General features: G+C 66.7%; 17 protein-coding genes and 3 tRNA genes. 11 read left to right on the top strand and 9 right to left on the bottom strand.

Features of this window, described 5'->3' with window-relative positions:
• Positions 1-13: 13 nt before the first annotated feature.
• Positions 14-160: a hypothetical protein gene (locus D7006_RS12205; RefSeq protein ID WP_169120339.1), complete on the top strand. Its 147-nt coding sequence runs from the start codon at positions 14-16 to the stop codon at positions 158-160.
• A 29-nt stretch (positions 161-189) separates the two neighbouring features.
• On the opposite strand, the gene D7006_RS12200 is transcribed toward D7006_RS12205, so the two are convergent.
• The 5 genes from D7006_RS12200 to D7006_RS12180 all read right to left on the bottom strand — a co-directional run bounded on the left by D7006_RS12200 (position 190) and on the right by D7006_RS12180 (position 3,832).
• Positions 190-266 (bottom strand) — tRNA-Pro (locus tag D7006_RS12200).
• A 222-nt stretch (positions 267-488) separates the two neighbouring features.
• Positions 489-564 (bottom strand) — tRNA-Asn (locus D7006_RS12195).
• Positions 565-687: 123 nt separating this feature from the next.
• Positions 688-2,538 carry an ABC transporter ATP-binding protein gene (locus D7006_RS12190; RefSeq protein WP_237356787.1) on the bottom strand — a complete coding sequence of 617 codons (1,851 nt, stop codon included), beginning with the start codon at positions 2,536-2,538 and terminating at the stop codon, positions 688-690.
• Between the two features lie 155 nt (positions 2,539-2,693).
• Positions 2,694-2,767 (bottom strand) — tRNA-Cys (locus D7006_RS12185).
• Between the two features lie 84 nt (positions 2,768-2,851).
• Positions 2,852-3,832, bottom strand: a complete 981-nt coding sequence (locus D7006_RS12180; RefSeq protein ID WP_169120343.1) for a glycosyltransferase family A protein — start codon at positions 3,830-3,832, stop codon at positions 2,852-2,854.
• A gap of 416 nt (positions 3,833-4,248) precedes the next feature.
• Here D7006_RS12180 and D7006_RS12175 point away from each other — a divergent pair, with 416 nt between their 5' ends.
• Positions 4,249-5,934, top strand: a complete 1,686-nt coding sequence (locus tag D7006_RS12175) for a fibronectin type III domain-containing protein (RefSeq protein ID WP_229644444.1) — start codon at positions 4,249-4,251, stop codon at positions 5,932-5,934.
• Positions 5,935-5,989: 55 nt separating this feature from the next.
• Here D7006_RS12175 and D7006_RS12170 read toward each other — a convergent pair whose 3' ends face one another.
• Entirely contained in the window at positions 5,990-6,439 is a 450-nt protein-coding gene (locus D7006_RS12170) for a group III truncated hemoglobin (RefSeq protein ID WP_237356786.1), read from the bottom strand.
• Positions 6,440-6,682: 243 nt separating this feature from the next.
• Here D7006_RS12170 and D7006_RS12165 point away from each other — a divergent pair, with 243 nt between their 5' ends.
• From D7006_RS12165 to D7006_RS12140, 5 genes are all read left to right on the top strand, one after another.
• Positions 6,683-7,345, top strand: coding sequence for a protein-L-isoaspartate O-methyltransferase (locus D7006_RS12165; RefSeq protein WP_237356785.1), 663 nt, complete (start codon positions 6,683-6,685; stop codon positions 7,343-7,345).
• Positions 7,346-7,625: 280 nt separating this feature from the next.
• Positions 7,626-8,900: a TolC family outer membrane protein gene (locus D7006_RS12160; RefSeq protein WP_371745094.1), complete on the top strand. Its 1,275-nt coding sequence runs from the start codon at positions 7,626-7,628 to the stop codon at positions 8,898-8,900.
• Positions 8,901-9,049: 149 nt separating this feature from the next.
• Positions 9,050-9,901 (top strand): PopZ family protein, encoded by an 852-nt coding sequence (locus tag D7006_RS25340; RefSeq protein ID WP_305852720.1) that lies wholly within the window; start codon positions 9,050-9,052, stop codon positions 9,899-9,901.
• Between the two features lie 172 nt (positions 9,902-10,073).
• Positions 10,074-12,863, top strand: coding sequence for a valine--tRNA ligase (locus D7006_RS12145; protein WP_237356784.1), 2,790 nt, complete (start codon positions 10,074-10,076; stop codon positions 12,861-12,863).
• A gap of 515 nt (positions 12,864-13,378) precedes the next feature.
• Positions 13,379-14,260, top strand: a complete 882-nt coding sequence (locus tag D7006_RS12140; protein ID WP_169120364.1) for a tetratricopeptide repeat protein — start codon at positions 13,379-13,381, stop codon at positions 14,258-14,260.
• Between the two features lie 3 nt (positions 14,261-14,263).
• Here D7006_RS12140 and D7006_RS12135 read toward each other — a convergent pair whose 3' ends face one another.
• Positions 14,264-14,680: a GFA family protein gene (locus D7006_RS12135; protein ID WP_237356783.1), complete on the bottom strand. Its 417-nt coding sequence runs from the start codon at positions 14,678-14,680 to the stop codon at positions 14,264-14,266.
• Positions 14,681-14,685: 5 nt separating this feature from the next.
• Positions 14,686-15,474, bottom strand: a complete 789-nt coding sequence (gene xth, locus D7006_RS12130; protein ID WP_237356782.1) for an exodeoxyribonuclease III — start codon at positions 15,472-15,474, stop codon at positions 14,686-14,688.
• Between the two features lie 164 nt (positions 15,475-15,638).
• Here xth and D7006_RS12125 point away from each other — a divergent pair, with 164 nt between their 5' ends.
• Entirely contained in the window at positions 15,639-17,045 is a 1,407-nt protein-coding gene (locus D7006_RS12125; protein WP_237356781.1) for an MBOAT family protein, read from the top strand.
• 10 nt (positions 17,046-17,055) lie between these two features.
• A complete protein-coding gene (locus D7006_RS12120; protein WP_237356780.1) occupies positions 17,056-18,222 on the top strand; it encodes a hypothetical protein in 1,167 nt (388 codons plus the stop codon).
• A gap of 75 nt (positions 18,223-18,297) precedes the next feature.
• Here D7006_RS12120 and erpA read toward each other — a convergent pair whose 3' ends face one another.
• The gene (gene erpA / locus D7006_RS12115; RefSeq protein ID WP_081837719.1) at positions 18,298-18,675 is read right to left on the bottom strand and encodes an iron-sulfur cluster insertion protein ErpA; all 378 of its coding nucleotides are present in this window, start codon (positions 18,673-18,675) and stop codon (positions 18,298-18,300) included.
• Positions 18,676-18,820: 145 nt separating this feature from the next.
• Here erpA and D7006_RS12110 point away from each other — a divergent pair, with 145 nt between their 5' ends.
• Together D7006_RS12110 and argS are read left to right on the top strand one after the other, a co-directional pair.
• A complete protein-coding gene (locus D7006_RS12110; RefSeq protein ID WP_237356779.1) occupies positions 18,821-20,026 on the top strand; it encodes a deoxyguanosinetriphosphate triphosphohydrolase in 1,206 nt (401 codons plus the stop codon).
• A gap of 36 nt (positions 20,027-20,062) precedes the next feature.
• Positions 20,063-21,823, top strand: coding sequence for an arginine--tRNA ligase (gene argS / locus D7006_RS12105; protein ID WP_237356778.1), 1,761 nt, complete (start codon positions 20,063-20,065; stop codon positions 21,821-21,823).
• Positions 21,824-22,072 lie beyond the last annotated feature (249 nt).

Raw genomic sequence — 22,072 nt, 5'->3', positions numbered from 1 at the left:
CAGGAGCAGAAAGATGCCGCGCAATGTCCTCTACGGCGTGATCGTGATTCTCGTCGTGGTCGGCGGGGTGTTCGCCTATCAGGCCTATGAGCGCGACAGGAACACCATGCAGATCGAGATCGGCCCCAACGGCGTGAAGGTGGATCCGCCCGGCCGCTGAAGAGCCGATGGTGAGCCCGCGGTGGAGGGTGGTCGGAGCAGCAGGATTTGAACCTGCGACCCTCTGCTCCCAAAGCAGATGCGCTACCAGGCTGCGCTATGCTCCGACATTCCGCCGAACGGCTTCGTTGCTACATTTTCGGGACGGGGGGCGCAAGGGCCCGCCGGCCACCCGAGAGGGTGAATGAAACGCCTCTGCCGTCGATCCACACAAGACAACCTTCGAGCGCGGTAGGCGGCGCGGTCGCCAGAGCACGACGGTTCGTGCGCTTCTGGCGCGTGAGTCGCCGAGGGCTGGCAGGAAAGGGGCGGCAAGGTGGAGGTAGAAGTGGCTCCCTGAGCAGGACTCGAACCTGCGACCATTCGATTAACAGTCGAACGCTCTACCAACTGAGCTATCAGGGACCGTGGGTCTCGCGACCGAGGCCGGCGATATAGCAACCACATCGCCGCTTGTGAAGCCGTAAGACGCGCTTTTCCGGGGGAAGTTGCCGCACCGGCGCGCAAAGTGCCGCCGGTGCTGGATTCTCAGGCCCTCAACAAATCGCCGTCCGGGCCGGACTCCACCGCGCTGCCCACTCTTGAGTCGGCATTCCCGCTCTCGTGCGCGAACTGGGCGAAATAGAATCCGTAATAGCGGCCGCGACGGGCGATCAGCTCGTCGTGGGTGCCGCTCTCCACCACGCGGCCGCCCTCGATCACGCAGATCCGATCGGCGCGCACCACGGTCTGGAGCCGGTGGGCGATGACGATGGTGGTGCGCTCGTGGGCGAGTTCCGCCAGCGCCTTCTGCACCTCGGCTTCCGACTCGGAGTCGAGCGCAGCGGTGGCCTCGTCGAGGAGCAGGATGGGGGCGTTCTTCAGGAAGGCGCGGGCGATGGCGATGCGCTGGCGCTGCCCGCCTGAGAGCTGCGCCCCGTGCTCGCCTACGAACGTGTCGTAGCCGGTCTCGAAGCCCATGATGAAGGGATGGGCGTGGGCCGCCTTGGCCGCCGCGACGATCTCCTCTTCCGACGCGCCCGGCCGGCCGAAGCCGATATTCTCGCGGATGGTGCCCGAGAACAGGTAGACGTCCTGGCTCACCAGCGCCACCGAGGCCCGCACGGAGGTGCGCGAGACGGTGCGGGTGTCCACGTCGTCGATCAGCACGGCGCCGGACTGGGGATCGTAGAAGCGCTCGATCAGGTTGATGATGGTGGTCTTGCCGCCGCCGGACTGGCCGACCAGCGCCGTCGTCCGGCCGGGCTCCGCCACCAGATCGAGACTGCGCAGCACATTCTCGCCGGGGCGATAGGCGAACACCACGTCCTTGAATTCCACCCGGCCGCGGGGGCGGGGCAGGGCGCCGACGCCGGGGGCGTCGGCGTCGGGGGCGGGCGCATCGAGTAGGTCGAACAGCATGCGCGCGCCCATGACGTGGCTGACCAGCTCCACATGCAGGCGCGACAGCCGCTTGGCCGGCTCATAGGCCAGCAGCAGGGCGGTGAGCACCGAGAAGAACTGGCCCGGCGAGCGGCCGAGCTCGATCACATTATATCCCGCGTAGAGAATCACGCCGCCGATGGCGAGGCCGCCCAGCGTCTCCATCAGGGGGCTGGACTTGGCCTGGGTGCGCACGAGGCGGTTGGCGTTGATCTCCACGTCGTCGATGAATTTGTGGGTGCGCTCCCGCATCACCGGCTCAAGCGTGTAGGCCTTCACCGTGCGGATGCCCTGGAACACCTCCATGACGATGGAGGACAGCTTCACGCCCGAGGTGAAGCCGGTGGTGAAGATGGTCTTGGCCTTCTTGATGAGCTTGCGCGTGCCAAGCACCGCAGCCGGCATCACCACCAGGGCGATGACGGCCAGGAAGGGATCCTGCACGAAGGCGACGCCGGCCAGCATCACCAGCGACAGGGCATCGCGACCGATGCTGGTGACGATCAGGTCCAGCGCGCCACGCGCGCCCGCGGCGCCGGCGGTGAAGCGCGTGGTGATCTCTGCCGTATGGCGATGGCCGAAATAGGCGGCGTCCTGAAGCATCAGACGGTCGAAGGCGCGCTTCTGGTTGTCGGCCACCACCCGGTTGCCGATGCGGGCCATGGTGATGCTCTGCCCGTAGGCCGAGGCGCCCTTGATGATGGAAAGCACCATCACGATGCCCGACACTGCCCACACCGCCGCGGGGGTGGGGTGCACGAAGATGGCGTTGACGGCATCGTTCATCAGATAGGCGAGGCCCGCCGTGCAGGCGGCCATGGTGCCCATGAAGACGAAGGCCAGCACATAGCCCTTCCAGTGCTTGCGGCCGTCGGACAGGAGGAGGCGCCGCAGGACGGCATTGGTCTCGTCCGAAGTGGGAGGAGGCCCGTGGCGCTGGGCGGCTTTCGCGTTCATGTACATCTCCGGCGGCGTCCGGATGCGGGACCGCTTCGGTGTCCCCATGAACTGCCAGCAAGAGGCTAAGTCAACTTTCCGGCCCGAAAGCATGCTGCAGCGCACCGCCACGAACCGGGCGGAAGCTGGCTATCTGACTTGGCTTTCAGGGAAACTGGAGGCCACGCCCGGAATCGAACCGGGGTGCACGGATTTGCAGTCCGCTGCGTAACCACTCCGCCACGTGGCCTCACGAGCGCGTGTTCTTAAGGCGTTCGCCTGAACCACGCAAGCGTCGCTTCGGATTGTCCCCCGTCTTCGCGAACGCAGTGGATCAGCGCAGGGCGTGCCGCAGCAGCCGGCGGGCGACGCTGGTCAACGGCCCGGCCAGCGTGGCCTCGATCAGGGGGCCCACAAGCCTGATCCGCATCTGCACCCTCTTCTTCATGTAGGGCGCTACCGTTTTCAGGTCGTCCCAGGCGCGGAGGGCGCGGTCGAAGTCGGCGGCCTTGGAGGCCTGCAGGAACTCGCTGCGCAGGATGCTGGTGAAGCGGGGGGCAATCACGTCCCGGCGCCAGAACAGCCCGAGTCGGGGTTCATCCGGATGCGCCTCGATCAGCTTATGGAAATAGATCATCCGCGAGCGGGCCATGCGGGCGCTGAAGGAGGTGGATTCCGGATAGATGCGCCACATGGTGACGGACTTGTCGAGATAGCAGCTCTTCACACCCATGGAGTAGAGGCGGACGAACAGGTCGTCGTCCTCGTAGCCGGACAGGCGCTCGTCGAACAGGCCGGCGTCGAGCATGGCCTGCCGGTCCACCAGCGACGCGCCGGGCAGGATGAACATGTCGTGTTGCAGGCACTGCATCAGGGACCGCTTGGGATGCGGCGTGGGGACCTGATCCAGACAATGCTCGGTAATGAGCCGGCCGTTGCGGTCGATCTGGTCGAGGTTGCCGTAGACCAGCCCGAGCCGACGAATCTCGGCGTCGACGAACGGCTGGTGAAGCGCCGCCAGATGATCCTCGTACCAGACGTCGTCCTGATCCAGCAGCGCGATGTGGGAACACGTGGTCGAGCGGATTGCCAGATTGCGCGCGGATGACTGCCCGCCGTTCGGCTTGTGCATCAGGCGCACGGGATGATGACGCGCGATCTCCTCGACGATGGCGGGGCCCTCATCGGTGGAGCCGTCGTTGACGACGATCACTTCATCAGCCGGTCGGGTCTGGGCCAGTACGCTGTGGAGCGCCGCTCCGATGAACGGTTCTCCATTATAGAGTGGAATGACCGCAGCAATCGTAATCGACAATCGGCGGCTTCCTCGTCAGCGCTCACAACGGTGAGCCTTTTGCCCCTAGTCCCCTTTTACCCAAGGGAAGAATGTGCGTCGAGGGGGCGGGTGGTTCTGAGTACCTCATCGGCCGGATTCATCTAGTTTAAAACGAACTCCAGCGCGCCCCGGCAGAGGTGCGTGCCATTGTAAAGTGGAATCACCCTCAAGACGGTTGCGGCGAGGCCATGAATGCAACCAGATCCTCGCTGCACATATAGATTGCAGCGTCCGAAGGTATCGAAATGGCAAATGGCGGCCATGGGCCATAAATCCAAGGCGAGATCTCTTCGTCGCGCCGGGCGTTACTAAGCCGCATCATTTTCAGCTATCGACACAAGCGTGGAGTGCCCTATACCGGTACCGCCCAAAGGGCTGTCAAATTGGGGGCTGCCATGAGGATTCTTCACGCCACGTCCATCGCACTGGTGTCCGCCTTCACCCCATGGCTTGCAGGATCGGCATCGGCCCAGTCCTGCCCCGCAGCCTGGAACTCGTCATCGGTCTACACGGCGGGCGCGCAGGCCAGCGAAAACGGCATCATCTATCGCGCCAATTGGTGGACCCAGAATCAGGACCCCGCCACCAACAACGGCGGATCAGGCACCGGGCAGCCGTGGACCCAGTCCGGATCCTGCTCCAATTGCACCGCCGTGCCGCCGGTCCCCAAGGGCCTCGCCGCATCCGGCACCACCGGCAACGCGACGACGCTGACATGGACCCCGGTGACGGTGGCGAACTGCACTATATCCGGCTACCAGATTTACATGAATGGCGCCCTGACGACGACCTCGGCCGGCGCCAGCGTGACGGTGTCGGGCCTGACGCCGCTCACCTCCTATAGCTTTGCCGTTGCGGCCGTGGATTCTGTCGGCGCTTCGGCCAAATCGGCGCCGGTCACCGTCACCACCCTCAGTGGCCCGCCGCCCAGCACGGCCAGCACGGGGACGATCAATTTCCATCTGCTGCTCGGCGTCGGTACCGCCCAGGACTCGCTCACCCTCACGGGTGGGAATTACGACGACCTGATCATGTCGAATATGGTCGCCGGCGTGTTGCTCGGTCATCTCATCGATGAAGGCTTTCCCGGCATCCAGTACAACAAGGATTATCTCTACGGATCGATCTTCGCGCAGCTGCTGCAGGAAAATATCGCGACCCAATACTATAAGTCGAGCAGCGACCTCATTGATCCGAATGCAAACCAGCAGGCGGTCATGGGCGTCGGCCAGGGCGGTCCCTACCAGATCAACAACTATGCCGCCGACATGGTTTCTGGCAGCTACCAGCCCAAAGGCCATTCGCTCATAAATTATGTGGCGATCCAGAAGAACATCGGCTTCACCATGGCCAATGCGGCCACACAATACACCAAGGCGACGCCGGCCTCCTTCAATAACAAATACTACGGCCCGGCCCTGGTCGCGTACTTCCACTACAACGATCTGGTTGCGCTGAACGTCACCGGGAAGGGCGAGGGGGGCTGGACCACCCCGTGGGAGCCGGCCTTCGATACGGCGCTGAAGAACTTCACGACGCTGCCGAACAGCTTCCTCGATGTAATCCTGAACGTCGCCTACAATCAGGGCTTCTACGGGCCGCTCGTGTCCCGCTACAGCACTCTCGGCGCCACGGCGACGGCTGCCACCGTGACATCGGTGAACAGCTATAGTTCGGCCTGGGGAAGCTCGGATACCTACGTTCAGTATCCGTATCAGGTCCATTATTACCTGGACCAGCTCTACAACAACCCGATCCCCACCACGAGCCCGTCCCTGAAGATGACGCCGACCAACAGCGTCGTCTTCAACATGAGCGCGCTGGCCAACGTTTTCTCGCGAGTTGCCCAGACCCTGTCCTATTCCAACGGCACCAACCCCGCGCAGTTCTACACCGCGGCGCAGGCGAGCGCGGCGTTCTCGTCGGCGCTGACCAAGCTCAAGGTTGCAAGCTCGGCCAAGCTTGACCTGAGCAAGGCGTCGGCTCGGGCGACCATCTTCTCGGTCATCGACGCGGCGCTTTCCAACCTCGAAGCCACGAGCGGCATGAAGTTCATCAGCACCACCGACAAGCAACTCTGATGCGCGCCCGGAAGCCGGGGGAGGCGCGGGTTCGCCCGCGGGCTCCGCCTTCCGCTCAGCCGTAAGGGAGAATCCGCGTGGTGTCCTCGCCCTTGTGGAAGCCGATGGCGAGCCGGAAGGAATAGGCCATCCGCTCGGCATGGGCGATGGCCTGCTGGGCCGCGTCGGGCGGCAGCACCTCAAGGGCGGTCGGGCGGAACAAAGCGAGCCAGCGCGCGAACTGGGGTTCGCCCGCATCGCTGCCGAGCGCCAGATGCGGCGGTAGGGGGCGGCCCTCGTAGCGGCCGGATTTCAGCAGCACCGAGGACCAGAAGTCGCACATCTTGGCGAGATGGACCGGCCAGGCCTCGTCGGCGATGCGACCGCCGAAGATGGGGCCGAGCAGGGCGTCCTTCTGCACGCGCGCGTAGAAGGTATGGACCAGACGATGGACCGCGGCTTCGTCGAGGCCCTCGGGTCGCGGGTCCTGCGATGCAGGAGGGGAGGGGATGTCGGTTGCCGTCATGCGTCGCGCCTCCTCGGCAGCGGCCGGCGCGGGGATCGACCCGCGCCTTTGTCAGGGTGCAGGACACTCTCGCCGCTGCCGGCCCGGAACCATGCGACTTGCGGCCACATGAGCCCGTCCGCGCTGTCGCCGTTCCCGAGGGGCGCCTTGCAAAAGGGGCGGCAATATGGCTCTTGAGCCCGACGGCACGGGACACGCCTCCGCTGAGCGCCCCGGGCCAAGGGGATGGCCGGAGACGGGAAAATGATCGATTACGTCGAGCTGCGCCGCGGCATGGTGGATAGCCAGGTGCGCACCAACAACGTCACCGACCCGGGCATCGTCGGTGCAATGCTCGAAATCCCCCGCGAGCTTTTCGTTCCGGCCCAGCTCAAGTCGCTCGCCTATATCGACGACGACCTCGCTCTGACCTCCGGCAGCCCGACCCGCTACCTCATCGAGCCCATGATCCTCGCGCGCCTCATCCAGGAGGCGGACGTGCAGGAGCATGACCACGTGCTCGATATCGGCGGCGGCACCGGCTATTCGGCCGCCGTTCTCTCCCGCCTCGCCCAGCAGGTCGTGGCCGTGGAAGAAGACGCCGGCCTCGCGGCCACCGCCACCGCCACGCTCGCCGAGATCGGCGTCGCCAACGTCGCGGTGATGCAGGGGCCGCTGAACGCGGGTTGGAAGGCGGAAGCGCCCTACGACCTCGTCCTCCTCAACGGCTCGGTGGACGAGGTGCCGGCCGCCCTGTTCGATCAGGTCAAGGAAGGCGGGCGCCTCGTCGCCGTCGTCGGTCACGGCGGGGCGGGCAAGGCCTGCGTGTTTACCAAGGTGGCAGGTTCCGTGAGCGAACGGGTCGCCTTCAACGCGGCCGTTCCCGCGCTCCCCGGCTTCAAAGCCGCTCCCCGCTTCACTTTCTGACCACTGTGGCGCGTTTGCCGCGGTAGGCCGAAAACGCCGCTTCCATCGAACCGATCGGTTTCGGATCGGGAGCGGGACCGATATCTTACCGAAAAGTTACCGCGCGGCAGAGTCGGTGCGGCGAGTCTGCATGGCCGTGTCGGATCGGGAGATTGGGATGTCGGTTGCAAAGCGCATTCGCCGAAGCGGTGTTGCATGTTTGGCGGGCGTCAGTGTCTTTGCTTTGGTCCTGGGTGCATCGGGTGTCGCGTCTGCCCAGTCGCTGGATCAGGCGCTGGCAATGGCCTACACGAACAACCCCACGCTGAACGCCCAGCGCGCTGGGACCCGCGCCACGGATGAAACCGTGCCGCAGGCGCTGTCCGGCTATCGCCCGACCCTGAACGCCACCGCGCAGGCCGGGCCGGAATTCGCCAAGCAGCAGGCTTCCGGCGTCAAGACCAACGGGTGGCTCTGGCCGCGCGCGTTCGCGCTCAATGCCGCCTACACGCTGTTCAACGGCTTCGTCACCGCCAACCAGACCCGCAATGCCGAATCGCAGGTGCGGGGATCGCGCGAGACGCTGCGCAACACCGAGCAGTCGGTGCTTCTGAACGGTGTCACGGCGTATATGAACGTCATCCAGGCGATCGCCCTCCTGGAATTGCAGAACAAGAGCCTCGCAGCGTTCCAGCAGGAATTGCGCGCCACGCGCGACCGCTTCAACGTGGGTGAGGTGACCCGTACGGACGTGGCCCAGGCCGAAGCCCGGGTCGCAGACGCACAGTATCAGGTGAGCCAGGCCGTCGCGAACCTCTCCACGGCGAAGGCGAACTATCGGCAGGTGATCGGCGTCGAGCCGGGCAAGCTCACCACCCCGCGCTCCATCGAGGGCACACTGCCGGTGTCGGTGGACAAGGTGATTTCCACCGGCCTCAGCAGCCACCCGGCCGTCAAGGCGTCCGAATTCGCCGTGGACGCGGCGATGTTCCAGGTGAAGGTCGCCGAGGGTGGCCTGATGCCGAACCTCTCGCTGCAGGGCCAGCTCTCCCAGTCCTACGACCAGAACTTCTCGGTCGACTCCCAATCCGGCGCGGCGATGACGCTCAATCTCTCGGTGCCGATCTACCAGGGCGGCGTCGAGTACGCGAACATCCGTCAGGCCAAGGAATTGCTGACGCAGGCGCGCATCGAGGTGGACGTCAACCGCGACACCATCCGCGCCCAGGCCGTGCAGTATTGGGGCGCGCTAGAGGCCGCGAAGGCGCAGATCCAGGCCGCGCAGGCCTCCGTCGCCGCCAACACGCTGGCCCTTGAGGGCGTCCGCGAGGAATGGCGGGTCGGCCAGCGCACCACCACCGACGTGCTGAACGCGCAGCGTGACCTCACCAACTCGCAGTCGTCCCTCGTCGTCGCCCAGCGCGACCGGGTGGTCGCGGCCTACGCGCTGGTCTCCACCATCGGTCGTCTGGATGCGCTCTCGCTGGGCCTGAAGGTGAATTATTACGACCCGCGCGTGCACTACAATCAGGTGCGCGACAGCTGGGCCGGTGTTCGCACACCTGACGGAAAATAATCCCCAGACCGCCCCTGCGACAGTTGTTGCTGCCAACTGAGGCGGTGCCATACTCCCTCTACAACTGGCGATTCTCGCCGTCGGCCTGTAGGCGCGGATAGTTGCCGCTTACGGATGTCCGACGGCTCGTCTTCGGCCGAGGTCGGGACATGGCTGCGAGCCCCAAGGTGCAGGAACCGTCGATGGAGGAAATTCTGGCTTCCATTCGCCGCATCATGGCGGATGACGAGCAGCCGGCACCGCATGCGGAGGCTGCGCGTCGCCCCGAAGCTCCGCCGTCCGGCGATGGTCGCCCGCGCCGTCCGCCGGAGGCCCGCGTGGTCGCGCAGCGGCAGGCGCCCACTGAGGCGCCGCCCGTTCCGCGCCGTCCGGCCCCCCAGCGCGAGGCGGCTCCCTCTGCCGCCTATGCGCCGCCGCAGCGACCCTCCGTCCGGCCGGCCCCGCCGCCGCGTCCCGCCGGCGAGCGGCCCGCGGCAGAACCAGCTGCAAGGCCCCAGCGCCCCTGGCTCGAAGAGCAGGATGAAGCGGCCTTCGCCGAGGCCGCCGCTGCGCTTCGTCAAGCCCGCCATGAGCCCCATCCCGAGCCGCAGCGCGCAGAGCCGCGTCCGCTGCGCCCGGTTCCGCAGCCGACCTATCCCGACCACGGGGGCGAGGAGATGGAAGACCGCCACGAGGCCGCCGCCCCCCAGCCGCGCCCCATGCGTCCGCAGCCGGCGTCGTCCGCGTTCGAGGACCATCCGGCGCAGCCCGCCGGCGATGGCCATCCTGCGGAGACGGTGCGCCGCCGCGACCTGCTCTCCGCCAATGCGGATGCTGCCGTGATGGCTGCCTTCCGCAATCTCGGCGACGTGCTGCTGCCGCAGAAGGAGCGCACGGTGGAAGATCTCGTGAAGGAGATTCTCCGCCCCATGCTCAAGGACTGGCTGGACGCCAACCTGCCGACCATCGTCGAGGATCTGGTGCGGGCCGAGATCGAGCGCGTCGCCCGGCGCCAGCGCTAGGCCTGCGGGCCTCGCCACACACCTCTCTTTCCATTCCCGTGCGGCCGGCGTGTTGACGCCGGACCGTGCGTCCGGCTTAAACGCCGGCTGACCCGTTCCGACCACAGCGGACGCGGAGCCGGCCCGGCGCGGTGCGCCGGTGACGGCCGAGCGGCGCCGCGGAGTCCCGTTCATGCTGGAAAAAGTCTTCGATCCCGCCGCCGTTGAAGAGCGCATTGCCGATCGCTGGGAAAATGCCGGCGCATTCCGCTGCGGCCGTCCCGAGCGCAAGGACGCGGAAGGCTTCTCCATCGTCATCCCGCCGCCGAACGTCACCGGCTCCCTGCACATGGGCCACGCGCTCAACAACACGCTGCAGGACGTGCTGGCGCGCTTCGAGCGCATGCGCGGCAAGGACGTGCTCTGGCAGCCGGGCACCGACCATGCCGGCATCGCCACCCAGATGGTGGTGGAGCGCCAACTCGCCGCCCAGAAGCTGCCGGGCCGCCGGGATCTCGGCCGCGAGGCCTTCATCGAGAAGGTGTGGGCGTGGAAGGCCGAATCGGGCGGCACCATCGTCAATCAGCTGAAGAAGCTCGGCGCTTCCTGCGACTGGTCGCGCGAGCGCTTCACCATGGACGAGGGACTGTCCCGCGCCGTCCTCAAGGTGTTCGTCCAACTCTATCGCGAGGGGCTGATCTACAAGGACAAGCGCCTCGTCAACTGGGACCCCAAGCTCATCACCGCCATCTCGGATCTCGAGGTGCTGCAGGTGGAGGTGAAGGGCAATCTCTGGCACCTGCGCTATCCCATCGAGGGCGAGAAGGACCGCTTCATCGTCGTCGCCACCACCCGGCCCGAGACCATGCTCGGCGACACCGCGGTTGCGGTGCATCCGGATGACGAGCGCTACCGCGACCTCATCGGCAAGCACGTCATCCTGCCGCTGGTGGGCCGGCGCATTCCCATCGTCGCCGATGAATATTCCGACCCGGAGAAGGGCTCCGGCGCGGTGAAGATCACCCCGGCGCACGATTTCAACGACTTCGACGTGGGTCGCCGGCATGACCTGCCGATGATCAACGTGCTCGACGCCGAAGCCCGGATCGATCCGCAGGGCATCCGAGATGACTACGCAGCCCGCCCAACGGCGTACCGCGACGATCCCGATTTCGCCGGCCTACTCACGCAGCTTCAAGGTCTCGACCGCTTCGAAGCACGCAAGATGATCGTGCTATTGCTTACAAATCGAGAGCTGCTGGAGAAGATCGAGCCGCACACCCACATGGTGCCCCATGGCGACCGCTCCAACGTGGTCATCGAGCCGTGGCTGACAGACCAGTGGTATGTGGACGCCAAGACCCTCGCCCAGCCGGCACTGGCGGCCGTGCGCGAGGGGCGCACCACCTTCGTGCCGAAGAACTGGGAGAAGACCTATTTCGAGTGGCTGGAGAACATCCAGCCCTGGTGCATCTCCCGCCAACTGTGGTGGGGCCACCAGATCCCGGCCTGGTACGACCCCTTCGGCAATGTCTTCGTCGCCGAGGACGAGGATCAGGCTTTCGAGGAGGCGCTGGCCCATAATGTCGGCAATGAGAGCCTGTCGCCCGAGGAGGCGCAGGCGCTGATCGACGATGCGGACAAGCGCGCCCAGTTCCTCACCCGCGACGAGGACGTGCTGGACACCTGGTTCTCGTCCGCTTTGTGGCCCTTCTCCACCATGGGCTGGCCGGACGAGACGGCCGAGCTGAAAAAGTTCTATCCCACCAGCGTGCTGGTGACGGGCTTTGACATCATCTTCTTCTGGGTCGCCCGGATGATGATGATGGGCCTGCACTTCATGGACGGCGAAGTGCCGTTCAAGGACGTCTACATCCACGCCCTCGTCCGCGACGAGAAGGGGGCGAAGATGTCGAAGTCCAAGGGCAATGTCATCGATCCGCTCGACCTCGTGGAGAAGTACGGGGCGGATGCCCTGCGCTTCACCCTCGCCGCCATGGCGGCGCAGGGGCGCGACATCAAGCTCGCCACCTCTCGCGTCGAGGGCTACCGCAACTTCGCGACCAAACTCTGGAACGCCGTGCGCTTCGCCCAAATGAACGGCTGCGTGCGCACCGAGGGCTTTGATCCCGCGAAGGTGGAGGGCACCCTCAACCGCTGGATCATCGGCGAGGCGGCGCGTGCGTCCTCCGAGGTCAGCGAGGCGATCCTCGCCTATCGCTTCAATGAGGCGGCGGGCGCGGTCTACCGCTTCATCTGGAACGTGGTGTGTGACTGGCACCTGGAGCTGGCGAAGCCCGTGCTCTCCGGCCCTGATGGTGCGGCCAAGGACGAGACCCGCGCCGCCACCGCCTATGTGCTCGACGTGGCCATGGGCCTCCTGCACCCGTTCATGCCCTTCCTCACCGAGGAATTGTGGGCGGAGACGGGCAAGGAAGGGCCGGCGCGCACCAGCCTGCTGGCGCTGGCGCCGTGGCCGGACCTGACCGGCCTCGAGGCGCCCGACGCCGAGGCCGAGGTGGGCTGGGTGGTGGACCTCGTGACCGAGATCCGCTCCGTGCGCGCGGAGATGAACGTGCCGGCCGGCGCGCAGGTGCCCCTCGTGCTCGTGCAGCCCGGCGCGGAGACGACCGCGCGCGTCGCCGCCTGGGACGACGCCGTCCGTCGCCTCGCCCGCCTGTCCGACGTCTCGGTGTCCGATCAGGTGCCCGCCAGCTCGGTCCAGATGGTGGTCCGAGGCGAAGTGGTGGCCCTGCCGCTCGCCGGCGTGGTGGACCTCGGCGCCGAGCTTGCCCGCCTGCGCAAGGAAGAGGGCAAGCTCGACCAGGAGGTCGCCCGCATCGACGCCAAGCTCGGCAATGAGAGCTTCGTCGCCCGCGCGCCCGAGGAAGTGGTGGAAGCCGAGCGCGAGAAGCGTGAGGAGTACATCCTGCGCAAGGAGAAGGTGCGCGCCGCCATCGGCCAGCTCTCCGCTGGTGCCTGAGGGCGCCGCTTTCCGAAACGTCACCGGCTAGTGGCGGAGGCGCGGGGGCAAGTGTTGCCACCGCGCCTCAGTTTTTGCCGACCGTCTTGATCATGGTTAAGACTTGAACTTTCCGGCCGCCTTCTTGCAGGGTCTTGGCGCCTTTTATTGTGACAGAGAAGACACACTCCCGATCCTTTGAACGTGCTGGGTTCCCGTAAGGGCCTTACGCCGCGAACTCGCCACAAAACGACATGAAATCGAACCTCAACGCGCGGCGGTGAGCGTAGCCCGGAAAGTGTTTCCGGACGCCGCGCCTGGGATGGGTCCTGATGGACGGTCGTTGCACATGGCGAGAGGATGCCCCGGCGGGCGGCGCCGGGCTTCGCTCGAAAGGTCGCCCCAGAGGTGCCGCTGCTCGGCCTTTCCTCGGCCCCGATATTGCCGTTGCGTCCGGTCATCTTCCCTCCATCATGATTGCGGTTGCGACACACGGGACATTGGGGGGCAAGGTGAGCGGGCCGGCCGGGAGCGCGATGCGCCGTCCCCGCCGCGTGCGCACCCAGGCCGCCGTCGCGAGCATTTTCTTCCTCGCCGTGGCTGGTCTTGCGGCCGGACGCGCCCATGCCTTCGACGGCACCGCGCAGACCCTTCAACCCTACGAGATGCAGCCGCTGACGCCGCCGGCCAACGTGCCGCTGGCGCCGCAGGTCCGCCCCGTGGACGAGGCCTTCCGCACCGGGGCGCAGGCGCTCCGCGCCGGCCAGACCGCCAAGGGCATCGACGCCCTCGGCTATGCTGCCGCACAGGGCCACGCCATGGCCCAGTGGAAGCTCGGCCGCATCTATATGGACGGCGACGGCGTGAAGCGCGACGACGCCAAGGCGTTCGAGTACTTCCAGAAGATCGCCAGCAGCCACGCCGAGGACTATCCCGGCACGGCGCAGTCGCGCTTCGTGGCCAATGCCTTCGTGGCGCTCGGCTCCTATTACCTCATCGGTATCCCCTCCGCGGGCGTGAAGCGCGATCCCTCCCGGGCGCGGGACATGTTCTCCTACGCCGCCTCCTATTTCGGCGACGCGGACGGGCAGTACCAGCTCGGCAAGCTCTATCTCGAAGGCGTCGGCGGCCCCCGTGACGCGCGCAATGCCGGCCGCTGGCTGACGCTCGCCTCGCAGAAGGGCCAGTATGAGGCGCAGGCCACCCTTGGCGTGCTGCTCTTCCGCGGTGACGAGGGTGTGCCCCGCCAGCGGGCCCGCGGCCTCATGTGGCTGACTTTGGCCCGCGATTCCGCCGTCCGTCCCGAGGACAAGTGGGTGGTGAACGCCCACGAGCAGGCTTTCGCCGAGGCGACACCGGACGAGCGCGAGAAGGCGCTCGGCTATCTGGAAGTGTGGCTGAAGACGGCGAAGCGCTGAGGTCTATCCGTCCGAGGGGCGTTCGCCGTCGTAGTGCGGCAATCCTTCTGCGAGATCGCGGGCCATGTGAAGCGCCGAGCTGACCCAGATGTGATGGGTGGGCGGCACGCTGTCGGGGTCGTCCAGCGTGCCGATGGTCACATCCACATCGCTCTCCCGCGCCATGTCGAACACGATCGGGCTGCCGCAATTGCCGCAGAAGCGCCTGGCGACGCCGGGGCTCGATTCGAACACGGCCGGCGTGCCGGAGACGAAGGTGACATCCTCCCGCGCCACGGAGACCCAGGGCAGGGCGGCGGAGCCGGAGGCCCGGCGGCACATGGTGCAGTGGCACCAATAGGCGCTTTTCACCCGCTCGATCCGGTAGCGCAGGCGGCCGCACAGGCAGCCGCCTTCAAAGTGCGTCGCATCCCCCGCCATCTGCGTCACGCCGCGATGGAGAAGTCGGCCCAGACCGGCACATGGTCTGAAGGCTTCTCCCAGGCGCGGACATGCTTGTCGACACCCGTGGCAATCAGCCGGTCGGCCGCCTGCGGCGACAGCAGGAGGTGGTCGATGCGGATGCCGTTGTCCCGCTGCCACGCGCCGGCCTGGTAATCCCAGAAGGTGAACAGCCGGCCGGCGTCGGAGGTGGCGCGCAGGGCGTCCGTGAAGCCGAGATTGAGGAGGGAGCGGAACGCCTGCCGGGTGCGCGGCAGGAACAGGGCGTCGCTCGTCCAGGCGGCGGGGTCGGCGGCGTCGCGCGGCTCGGGAATCACATTGAAGTCGCCGGCGAGCACCAGCGGCTCCTCCAGCTTCAGCCGGTCGGCGGCAAAGGCGGAGAGGCGCTCCATGAAGCCGAGCTTGTAGGGGTATTTCTCGGTATCCGGCGGGTTGCCGTTGGGCAAATAGATGCAGGCAACGCGCACCACGCCGCCTTTCACCGACACCACCGCCTCGATGAAGCGCGCCTGCTCGTCCCCGTCGTCGCCCGCGAGGCCGTGGGTCACGTCCTCCAGCGGCAGGCGGGAGAGGAGGGCGACGCCATTGAAGCCCTTCTGGCCGTGGACGCTGACATTATAGCCCAGCGCCTCGAACGGCTCCTTCGGGAAGGCCTCGGTCTGGCACTTGATCTCCTGGATGCAGACCACGTCCGGCCGGCTCTCGCCGAGCCAGCGGACCGCGTGGTCGAGACGCTGGCGGATGGAATTCACGTTCCAGGTGGCGATGCGCATGGGGTGGCGGCTCCTTCGCGGGGGAGGATACGCCGGCCCGCCGGGGAGGCAATGGGGCGGAGCGCCTTACCTATCGCCACGCCTGTCGGCATCCGCCAAAGGGTTGCGGCATCGGGAAAAGAGTGGCAGGAACGCCGGATGACAATCTCTGGCGGCCGGGCGGCATGACCTTCGCGTCCATCGAATTCTTGTTCTATTTTTTCCCGCTCTTTCTGGTCGCCTATTTCTCCGCGAAGACCATCACCACGCGGAATTACATCTTTCTCGCCTTCTCGCTCGTCTTCTATTCGGCGGGCTATACGCCGCACATCCTCATCCTGCTCGCATCCGTTGCGGCGAACTTCTTTCTTGCCAAGGCCATCGAGGTGCGCGAAGGCGCAGAGCGCAAGCGCGTGCTGGCGCTGGGCGTGACGCTGAACCTCCTGCTGCTTGGGGTGTTCAAGTATACGGGCTTCCTGGCGGAGAACCTGAACGCCGTCATCGAGCCCATGGGCGTGGCGCTACCGGTGCCGCAGATCTCGCTGCCGCTGGGCATCTCCTTCTATTCGTTCCACGCCATTTCCTACCTCGCCGACATCTACAAGAAGAAGGTTCACGCCAACCGCGATCCGGCGCAGTTCGCCCTCTACATGTGCATGTTCCCGCAGCTCGTGGCGGGCCCCATCGTGCGCTATGCCACCGTGGCGCGGCAGCTGTCGCAGCGGCGGGTCACGCTGGGACGCTTCTCGGCAGGCGCGCGGCTGTTCGTCATCGGCCTCGCCTGGAAGGTGCTGATCGCGGATGAGGTGGCGCGGCTCGTGGACGGGGTGTTCGACACCACCACCCACCCGACCTTCGTGGAGGCCTGGCTCGGCCTCTACGCCTATACGGTGCAGATCTATTTCGACTTCGCCGGCTATTCCACCATGGCCGTGGGCCTTGGCGTCATGGTGGGTTTCGTGCTGCCGCGGAACTTCCGGCTGCCCTACACCGCCCACTCCATCACCGACTTCTGGCGGCGCTGGCACATGAGCCTGTCCGCCTTCCTGCGCGATTACCTCTACATCCCGCTGGGCGGAAACCGGCGCGGGGAGATGCGCACCTACATCAATCTCTCCGTCGTCTTCCTGCTGTGCGGCCTGTGGCACGGGGCGAGCTGGACCTTCGTGATCTGGGGGGCGCACCATGGCGCCTTCCTCATCATCGAGCGGGCTTTCCTCGGCCGCTGGCTGAAGCGGATGCCCGGGCCGGTGAGCCACCTCTACACGGTGCTGGTGGTGATGATCGGCTGGGTGTGGTTCCGCGCTGACAGTCTGCCCGGCGCCATCGACATGTTCCACGGGCTCGCGGGACTCAACGGCTTCAGCCGTGCCTCCATGGCGCTGGGCTTCGGGCTGACGCCGCTCGCCATCATGGCCCTCGTCGTGGGCGGGCTGATCGGCTTCTTCCGCTGGCCGCGCTGGCGGCTCCTGTCGGGGGAGGGGGCCATGGCACGGGTGGCGGATTTCGCGCTGATCGCGGTGCTGATGCTGGCGAGCGTCGCCTGGGTGGGCGGCACCAATGGCACGCCCTTCCTCTATTACCGGTTCTGAGGAGCGCCCGATGACACTGCTCTCCCGGCATCGCCGCTATCTCGGCGCCATGGTCGCCGGCCTGTTCGGCTTCCTGCTGCTGTCGAACCTCATTCCCGATCCGCTCGCGAGCATGCAGTGGCGCGTGAAGGTGGCGCCTGAATGGGAGTTCAGCCGCAAGCTGGACCTATGGTTCCGCAATATCGGCATCTTCATCCAGGACAATTTCGGCTTCCGCGCCACCCTGCCGGTGCTGCGCCGCGAGCTTCGGGCAGAGCTGAACTCGCCGGACAGCAAGCCCTTCTACGCCGGCCGCGACGGCCAGCTGTTCTGGGGACGGGAGCAGACGCCCGCGCAGTCCGCCGGTGCGCTGGTGCGCGCGGCGAACGTGGAGCGCTTCGTCGACATGCTCGGCGAGATGCAGCGCATCCTCGCGCCGCTCGGTACCAAGATCGTGGTCGCCCTGCCGCCCAACGCCCAGTCTGTGGAGCTGGAGGCGCTGCCGCTGTGGAACGATGCGCTCACCTACCCCAAAACGGAATATGATCTCGCGCTCGCCGGCCTCAAGGCCCGGGGGGTCACCACGGTGGATCTGCGGCCGGTGCTGAAGGCGAGCCCCGCGCCGCGCTATCTCCTCACCGATACGCACTGGAACGCTCGCTCGAGCATTCTCGCCTTCAATGCCGTGATGGTCGCCGCCGGCCATCCCGACTGGCAGGTGGACCCGGCGCAAGTGGTCGGCCAGCTTGAGCCCGCGCCGCGCGGCGATCTGCTGCGCGCCATGCGCATGCCGCCGGAGGTGAAGGAGGAGGATTTCCGCCTCAACCTGCCGGCCAAGGCGTCAAAGCCGCGCGTCGACCCCGTGCTGCGCAGCCTCAACGAGCACATCGCCTTCAGGTCGGTGGTGCGGGACTATGCGCCGGAGGGGCTCAAGGTCCTGATCATGGGCGATTCCTTCACCGCCATGTCCTGGCCGCGCCTGTTCGCCAATGCACCGGTGAAGGAGGTGGCCTGGATGCATGCCTCCGCGCGGGTGACCGGCAATTGCGACTTCAGCTTCGACGACGTGAAGCGCTACGCCCCGGACCTCATCATCTATGCCCGCACGGAGCGCTTCTTTCCCTGCTACGGCGACGACTGGCCCAAGGGTCTGCCGCGCCTGTGGCGCAGCGCCGTGCCGCGCAACGTGGCGCCGTAGCAGGCTTGCGCGCACGGTGCAGCCGCCGAAGCCGCCAGATTGGTCAGGTCGCGCGCGGCTACGGCCGAGGAAGGCTCAGACGGCGAAGCTGGACCCGCAGCCGCATTTGGCGGTGGCCATGGGGTTCGAGATCTTGAAGGCGGAGCCCATCAGGTCGGCCTTGTAGTCGAGCTGGGAGCCCTTGAAATAGTCGAGCGACATGCGATCGACCACGATCTTGGCGCCTTCCTTCTCGATGACGAGGTCGTCGTCCGACTGTTCCTGCGTCACATCATACTTGTAGGAAAAGCCGGAGCAGCCGCCGCCTTCCACGCTGATGCGCAGGAACGTGCCGGCAGGTTCGGGAGAAAGAATCTGGCAGATGCGGCGCGCGGCTGCATCGGTCACGGTGAAGTCCACTTCCGTCACCGGAGCATCGGCGGGAGCGGTCGTCGGGGCGAGGGAGGTTTCCATGGTATCGACTTTACGAATTGAAGCTGGCAATGGCTTCTAAGGTAAGTCCATCCGCCCCCGATTTAAAGGGCGGGCGGTGCAAAAGGGTTTTGTGCGTCGCCGCAGGGTCTTGTGCCGCGCCGGCCGGAATGGGGGAGGGGCGGTCATGGCGGTGAGCGGCGCGACGCCCCGCGTGGCCTGGGCCTGCGAAGCCGAGCGCTCCCGCGGCCGCCTTGTGCCGGAACCCGAGATGCCGCCGCGCAGCCCGTTCCGGCGCGACTGCGACCGCATCATCCATTCCACCGCCTTCCGCCGGCTGAAGCAGAAGACGCAGGTCTTCGTCTTCAACGAGGGCGACCATTACCGCACTCGCCTCACCCACACGCTGGAGGTGGTGCAGGTGGCCCGCTCCATCGCCCGCGCGCTGGGGCTGGACGAGGACCTCGCCGAGGCGCTGGCGCTGGCGCATGATCTCGGCCACCCGCCCTTCGCCCATGCCGGCGAGCGGGCGCTGGACGCCTGCATGGCGGGGCAGGGCGGCTTCGACCACAACGCGCAGTCGCTGCGCGTCGTCACCCGCATCGAAGGCCGCTATGCCGCCTTCGACGGCCTCAACCTGACATGGGAGACGCTGGAGGGCATCGCCAAGCACAACGGCCCGCTGACCGACCGCGAAGGCAACGGCATCGGCCGCTATCGCGACGGCCTGCCCCACGCCATCCGCGTGCATTCGGCCCAGCAGGATCTCGAATTGTGGAGCCACGCCTCGGCGGAGGCGCAGGTCGCCGCCATCTCCGACGACATCGCCTATGATGTGCACGATCTGGACGACGGCTTGCGCGCCCGCATGTTCACGCTGGACGACATTGCCGGCCTGCCGCTGGTGGGCGAGGCGCTAGCCAGCGTGCGCGGGCGGTATCCCGGCCTCGACGTGCCGCGCACAGTGAACGAGGTGCTCAGGCTGGTCATCACCCTGCTCATCGAGGACGTGGTGGCGGAAAGCACCCGCCGCGCGCAGACCGCCGGCGTGGCCTCGGCGGAGGATGTCCGGGCCCTCGGCGCGCCCATCGTCGCCTTCTCGGATGCCATGCGGCAGAAGGAGAAGGCGCTGAAGGGCTTCCTCTTTCCGCGCATGTACCGGCACGAGCGGGTCAACCGCATCATGGCCGAGGCGCAGGGGGTGATCCGCGACCTGTTCGCCTATTTCATCAACCGCCCGAAGGACCTGCCGCCCTCCTGGCAGGACGGTATCGAGACGCTGGAAGGCGAGCGCCTCGCCCGCCGCGTCTGCGACTACATCGCGGGCATGACCGACCGCTACGCCCTCGACCAGCACGCCCGTTTCTTTGACTCGACACCGGACTTGCGTTAGGCGCGCCGGCAACCGAACCCGATTGGACCCCATTCCATGAACGTCTACGCGATCTTCGCCGATCACGTCCGCGAAGCCGTCGCCGCCCTTTCCGCCGAGGGCCTCATCAAAGCCGGCCTCGACCTCGCCCGCGTGGTGGTGGAGCCGCCGCGCGATGCGAGCCACGGCGACCTCGCCACCAATGCGGCCATGGTGCTGTCCAAGGACGCCGGCCTGAAGCCGCGCGACCTCGCCGAGAAGATCGCGGGCAAGCTGCAGGCGGTGCCGGGCGTGGCGCGGGTGGACGTGGCCGGTCCCGGCTTCATCAACATCGCCCTTGATGCCGCCTTCTGGCCCAAGGTGCTCGCCGCCGCGCTCACCCAGGGCCTCCACTTCGGCCGCTCGACGTTCGGCGCGGGCGAGAAGGTGAATGTGGAGTACGTCTCCGCCAACCCCACCGGCCCCATGCATGTGGGCCATTGCCGGGGCGCGGTGTTCGGCGATGCCATGGCGCGCCTGCTGGCGTTCGCCGGCTTTGCCGTGACCAAGGAATATTACATCAACGACGCCGGCGCCCAGGTGGACGTGCTCGGCCGCTCCGCCTTCCTGCGTTACCGCGAGGCGGTGACGGGCGAGAAGGCGGACATTCCGGACGGCCTCTATCCCGGCGACTATCTCGTCGCCGTCGGCCAGCAGCTCGCCGAGATGCACGGCGGCGAATACATGGCCGCGCCGGAAAGCGAATGGCTGCCCGTTTTCCGCTCCTTCGCCATCGGCTGCATGATGGAGATGATCCGCGACGACCTCACCGCCCTCGGCATCGAGTTCGACGTGTTCTTCTCCGAGCGCTCTCTGGCCTTCGGCGCGGTGGATAAGGTGGGTGCAACCATCGAGGCGCTGCGCGCATCGGGCGAGGTCTATGAAGGCCGCCTGCCGCCGCCCAAGGGCGCGCCCATCGAGGATTGGGAGGATCGCGAGCAGACCCTGTTCCGCTCCACCGATTTCGGCGACGACGTGGACCGGCCGCTGAAGAAGTCGGACGGCAGCTACACCTATTTCGCCGGCGACATCGCCTACCACAAGGACAAGGTGGAGCGCGGCTTCCTCAAGATGATCGACGTCTGGGGCGCCGATCATGGCGGTTACGTCAAGCGCATGCAGGCGGCGGTGAAGGCGGTGTCGGGCGGCAAGGCCAGCCTCGACGTGGAGCTGATCCAGCTCGTGCGCCTGTTCCGCAATGGCGAGCCGGTACGTATGTCGAAGCGCGCAGGCTCGTTCGTCACGCTGCGCGAGGTGGTGGACGAGGTGGGCCGCGATGCGGTGCGCTTCATGATGCTCTTCCGCAAGAACGACGCGCCGCTCGACTTCGATCTCGGCAAGGTGATCGAGCAGTCGCGCGAGAACCCGGTGTTCTACGTGCAGTATGCCCACGCCCGGGCCAAGTCGATCCTGCGCAATGCCAACGAGCAGTTCGCGGACCTGCCGGCCGAGCCCGCCGGCTTCGCCGGGGCGGCCCTCGCCCGACTCGATGACGAGGGCGAGCTGACGCTGCTGCGCCGCATCGCCTCATGGCCGCGCCTCGTGGAGCAGGCCGCGGCGGCGCGCGAGCCGCACCGCGTCTCCTTCTTCCTGCATGATCTGGCAAGCGAGTTCCACGCCCAGTGGAACCGGGGAAAAGACTTGCCACATTTACGCTTCATTATCGAGAATGATCGAGATTTGACCTCGGCTCGCTTGGCTTTGGTGCATGGCGTGGCCACGGTACTCGCTTCCGGTCTCAAGGTGCTCGGGGTGGAGGCCGTTGACGAGATGAAATAATCGCTCGTCCGGTTGCGGCCTGGCATATGCTGGCCGAGGTGCGGGCGGGGCTTGTTGGCCGGTTCGCGAAGATCCGTTTCGCGAGGATCCGGCCGGGTGGGCGGCGCAACACATCGAGGCGACATGGGCGACGAAAGCAGGTACCGCTACCGGCGTGACGATGCTGCCACGGGAAGCGGCCCCGGCTCCCGGCCGGCGCAGGCCGCCAGTGGCGATCGCGCGGGTGGTCGTGATCCCCTCGCCGAGCTT

It is taken from the genome of Xanthobacter sp. YC-JY1, assembly GCF_021730305.1.
Classification (GTDB): Bacteria; Pseudomonadota; Alphaproteobacteria; order Rhizobiales; family Xanthobacteraceae; genus Xanthobacter; species Xanthobacter flavus.
This window is presented reverse-complemented; position numbering and strand designations above follow the sequence as displayed.

Excerpts from the sequence above, each read along its gene's own strand:
- D7006_RS12205 (WP_169120339.1), top strand. The coding sequence starts at position 14 with ATGCCGCGCAATGTCCTCTACGGCGTGATCGTGATTCTCGTCGTGGTC.
- D7006_RS12190 (WP_237356787.1), bottom strand. The coding sequence starts at position 2,538 with ATGAACGCGAAAGCCGCCCAGCGCCACGGGCCTCCTCCCACTTCGGAC.
- D7006_RS12175 (WP_229644444.1), top strand. The coding sequence starts at position 4,249 with ATGAGGATTCTTCACGCCACGTCCATCGCACTGGTGTCCGCCTTCACC.
- D7006_RS12170 (WP_237356786.1), bottom strand. The coding sequence starts at position 6,439 with ATGACGGCAACCGACATCCCCTCCCCTCCTGCATCGCAGGACCCGCGA.
- D7006_RS12165 (WP_237356785.1), top strand. The coding sequence starts at position 6,683 with ATGATCGATTACGTCGAGCTGCGCCGCGGCATGGTGGATAGCCAGGTG.
- D7006_RS12160 (WP_371745094.1), top strand. The coding sequence starts at position 7,626 with ATGGCCTACACGAACAACCCCACGCTGAACGCCCAGCGCGCTGGGACC.
- D7006_RS25340 (WP_305852720.1), top strand. The coding sequence starts at position 9,050 with ATGGCTGCGAGCCCCAAGGTGCAGGAACCGTCGATGGAGGAAATTCTG.
- D7006_RS12145 (WP_237356784.1), top strand. The coding sequence starts at position 10,074 with ATGCTGGAAAAAGTCTTCGATCCCGCCGCCGTTGAAGAGCGCATTGCC.
- D7006_RS12140 (WP_169120364.1), top strand. The coding sequence starts at position 13,379 with ATGCGCCGTCCCCGCCGCGTGCGCACCCAGGCCGCCGTCGCGAGCATT.
- D7006_RS12135 (WP_237356783.1), bottom strand. The coding sequence starts at position 14,680 with ATGGCGGGGGATGCGACGCACTTTGAAGGCGGCTGCCTGTGCGGCCGC.
- xth (WP_237356782.1), bottom strand. The coding sequence starts at position 15,474 with ATGCGCATCGCCACCTGGAACGTGAATTCCATCCGCCAGCGTCTCGAC.
- D7006_RS12125 (WP_237356781.1), top strand. The coding sequence starts at position 15,639 with ATGACCTTCGCGTCCATCGAATTCTTGTTCTATTTTTTCCCGCTCTTT.
- D7006_RS12120 (WP_237356780.1), top strand. The coding sequence starts at position 17,056 with ATGACACTGCTCTCCCGGCATCGCCGCTATCTCGGCGCCATGGTCGCC.
- erpA (WP_081837719.1), bottom strand. The coding sequence starts at position 18,675 with ATGGAAACCTCCCTCGCCCCGACGACCGCTCCCGCCGATGCTCCGGTG.
- D7006_RS12110 (WP_237356779.1), top strand. The coding sequence starts at position 18,821 with ATGGCGGTGAGCGGCGCGACGCCCCGCGTGGCCTGGGCCTGCGAAGCC.
- argS (WP_237356778.1), top strand. The coding sequence starts at position 20,063 with ATGAACGTCTACGCGATCTTCGCCGATCACGTCCGCGAAGCCGTCGCC.